Source organism: Candidatus Hydrogenedentota bacterium, assembly GCA_012730045.1.
Lineage (GTDB): Bacteria > Hydrogenedentota > Hydrogenedentia > Hydrogenedentales > CAITNO01 > JAAYBR01.
The window spans coordinates 1-2833 of the sequence record JAAYBR010000113.1 but is presented as its reverse complement, the minus strand read 5'-3'; the positions used below and the strand labels follow the sequence as shown (position 1 = coordinate 2833).

Annotated in this window: 3 protein-coding genes; 1 reads left to right on the top strand and 2 read right to left on the bottom strand. The window is 68.0% G+C overall.

All coding sequences use genetic code 11. The features are described from left to right. Positions 1-377: 377 nt before the first annotated feature. Entirely contained in the window at positions 378-1532 is a 1155-nt protein-coding gene (locus tag GXY15_12865) for an iron-containing alcohol dehydrogenase (protein NLV42100.1), read from the top strand. A 24-nt stretch (positions 1533-1556) separates the two neighbouring features. Here the strand turns inward: GXY15_12865 and GXY15_12860 are convergent, their stop codons facing one another. Further along, entirely contained in the window at positions 1557-2054 is a 498-nt protein-coding gene (locus GXY15_12860; GenBank protein NLV42099.1) for a hypothetical protein, read from the bottom strand. Positions 2055-2174: 120 nt separating this feature from the next. Further along, positions 2175-2833: DUF2344 domain-containing protein (locus GXY15_12855; GenBank protein ID NLV42098.1), on the bottom strand; the 659-nt coding region annotated here is incomplete at its 5' end.

Here is a 2833-nt window from a genome sequence, read left to right as displayed (position 1 = left end):
CGGGGTGCCAGAAAGGAAGAGGGGGCACGGGTTCCCGGTGGTATCGCTTCGCTCAACCACCGGCTAATGGCCCTCACCCCTCCGGGGTGAAGAGGGAAAGGACACCCGTATCCATGGCTTCATGGACAGAATTCCCGCCCACGGCGGTCTGGGGCTCGCAACGACCCGGAAAGAAGCGTCATCGCGAAGGAGCGCAGCGACTGCGGCGATCTCGTGCCCGCCCCGGCTTTGGTTCACGCGATGTCTTGTCCGGTGATCAGGGACGCTGTTGGGGGAAGCGGGAAGCCCCGGGGCCGGTGGCGTGTTACACAGGCGCGGCATCGCAGTGCCGCACTGCCCTATAATCCCCCGGACTCCAGAAAACGAAAGGACACCCCATGCGGAATTTCCGGTACCACAACCCGACCGAGGTGGTTTTTGGAAAGGGCTCCATCGCGGAGCTGCCGGGCCTGATCCCGGAGGACGCAGTGGTCCTCATGACCTATGGCGGCGGGTCCATCCGCGCCAACGGCGTGTATGACCAGGTGACCGCCGCCCTCGCGGGCCGCCGGGTCGTGGAGTTCGGCGGCATCGAGCCAAACCCCCGCTATGAGACCTGCATGAAGGCTGTCGCCCTCGCGCGGGAACAGGGTGCCACGTTCCTCCTGTCCGTCGGCGGCGGCTCCGTGCTTGACGGCACCAAGTTCATCGCCGCCGCCGTGCCCTTCGCGGGGGACGACCCGTGGGACATCTTGTCGAAGGGCGCGGAGGTGAAATCCGCCCTGCCCGTCGGCTGCGTGCTCACCCTGCCCGCCACGGGCTCGGAGACCAACGGCTTCGCCGTGGTCTCGCGCGACGCGACCAACGAGAAGCTCGCGTTCTTCTCCCCCCGCGTCTACCCGAAGTTCGCCGTGCTGGACCCCGAGACCACGGCCTCGCTCCCCCAGCGGCAGGTGGCCAACGGGATCGTGGACGCCTTCGCCCATGTGCTGGAGCAGTACATGACCGGCGACATGGGCGGCCCGCTCCAGGACCGGCAGGCCGAGGCGATCCTGTCCATCCTCGTCGAGCAGGGCCCTAAGGCCGTGCCCGGCCCGGCGGACTACGACACGCGGGCGAACATCATGTGGGCGGCCACCCAGGCCCTGAACGGGATCATCGCCTGCGGCGTCGCGCAGGACTGGGCGACCCACATGATCGGCCACGAGCTGACCGCCCTCTACGGCCTCGACCACGGCCAGACCCTCGCCGTGGTCTTCCCCGCCACCCTCCGCCACCAGCGCGCGCGCAAGGCGGAGAAGCTGCTCCAGTACGCCGCGCGTGTCTGGAACATCACGGAGGGCGCGGAGGATGCGCGCATCGAGGCGGCCATCGCCCGGACCGAGGACTTCTTCCGCAGCCTCGGCGTCAAGACCCGCCTCGCCGAATACGGCATCCGCGAGGGGATTGAGCGCGCCGGCCAGCGCATCGAGGCCCGCGGCCAGAAAATCGGCGAACACGCCGACCTCGGCCGCAAGGAGATAGACGAAATCCTCGCCCTCTGCGCGGAGTAGGAAGGCAAACCGGAGACCGGACGGTCAGTTCGCGCTGTCTTCGACCCGCTCTGCGGTCTCCTCGGCAGGTAGATTGTCCTGCGGAGCGCGCATCCACCGTTTTCCCAACCACGGGGCAAGAAACACCCCCAGCAGGGACGGCAGGAGGAAGACCAGAACGGAGCCGGCGAAGTCTTCGAGGGTTTCTCCAAGCACCACGGCTTCCCAACCGTTGACACACTGCATGAAAAACACGGCAATCAGGCCAGGGCTGAGCATGACCTTCTCGGCAAGTCCGGGCTTTCCCCAGGCATTGGTGAAGAACACCGTGCCGACCACCCCCCCAATGAGGAGGAACAGCGAGAAGGTCAGCAGCACCGCGAACACGGGACTGCCGTCCGGGTTGTTGGTGTTGGGGTCAAACAGCGCATAGAGCGTGTAGGCCGTCAGGGCGTACACCGCGCCGACAATCAGCAGCGCAATAAGACCGATAACGAAAGCCGCTGCCAGGCGGGTTGCCTTCTCTGTCCATCGCTGGATCATGGGGGGAATCATAGAGGTCTACGTATTTCTGCGCAAATACCCGCCCAAAAGGGCCGTTTGTTCCGAGCTGTTCCAAAGACAAGGCCGCCGGGACGGCGGCGCCACGGAAGCTTCTTTCCGTCAGTCGGCTCCGGCTTCCGGCGCATCCCCCTCGGCGAGGAGGGTGGCGGTCTTGACGATGCGCACGGAGGCGGGGTCCAGTCCGAGGAGCTGGAGAATTTCTTTGGGCTTGGCGAGGCGGCCCGCGTGGAGGCGGGTGGAGAAACGGACCACTGCCGTGCCATCTTCCCCCGCCGCGACGTCCAAGGCGTGGAGCATGGGCCGGATGTCCAGTTCGGCCTCGGCGCGGCCGCCGGGGGCGGACCTGCGCTTCACCTTGCGGTTCAGCGGCAGCGTGTCGCGGGCCATCAGTTCTCCGGCCAGCGCGGCCAGCGCGGCCAGCGCCGCCGCGTCCGCCCGGGTGTGCAGCTCATAGTCAAACCCCGCCACGGCGGCCATGAGCGACGGTGCCTTGAGCGGGACATCGCACGCGTCCGCCACGGAGAAGTCGGGCGGCAGCGCCGCCGCGAGGGCGCCGCGCGCGGTCTCCGGGTCCACCCGCTCCGCGAGGATCACGTCCATGAAGTCGCCGCCGCGGCTCTCCTCGCCGAGCGGCGCGGCGGTGGAGAAGGTGACGCGGGGGTGCGCGTGGAAGCCCTGGGTGTACGCGAGGGGCAGGCGCGCGCGCCGCAGCGCGCGGATCCACGCCTGCGCCGTCTCCAGATGCGAGAGCAGGCGCG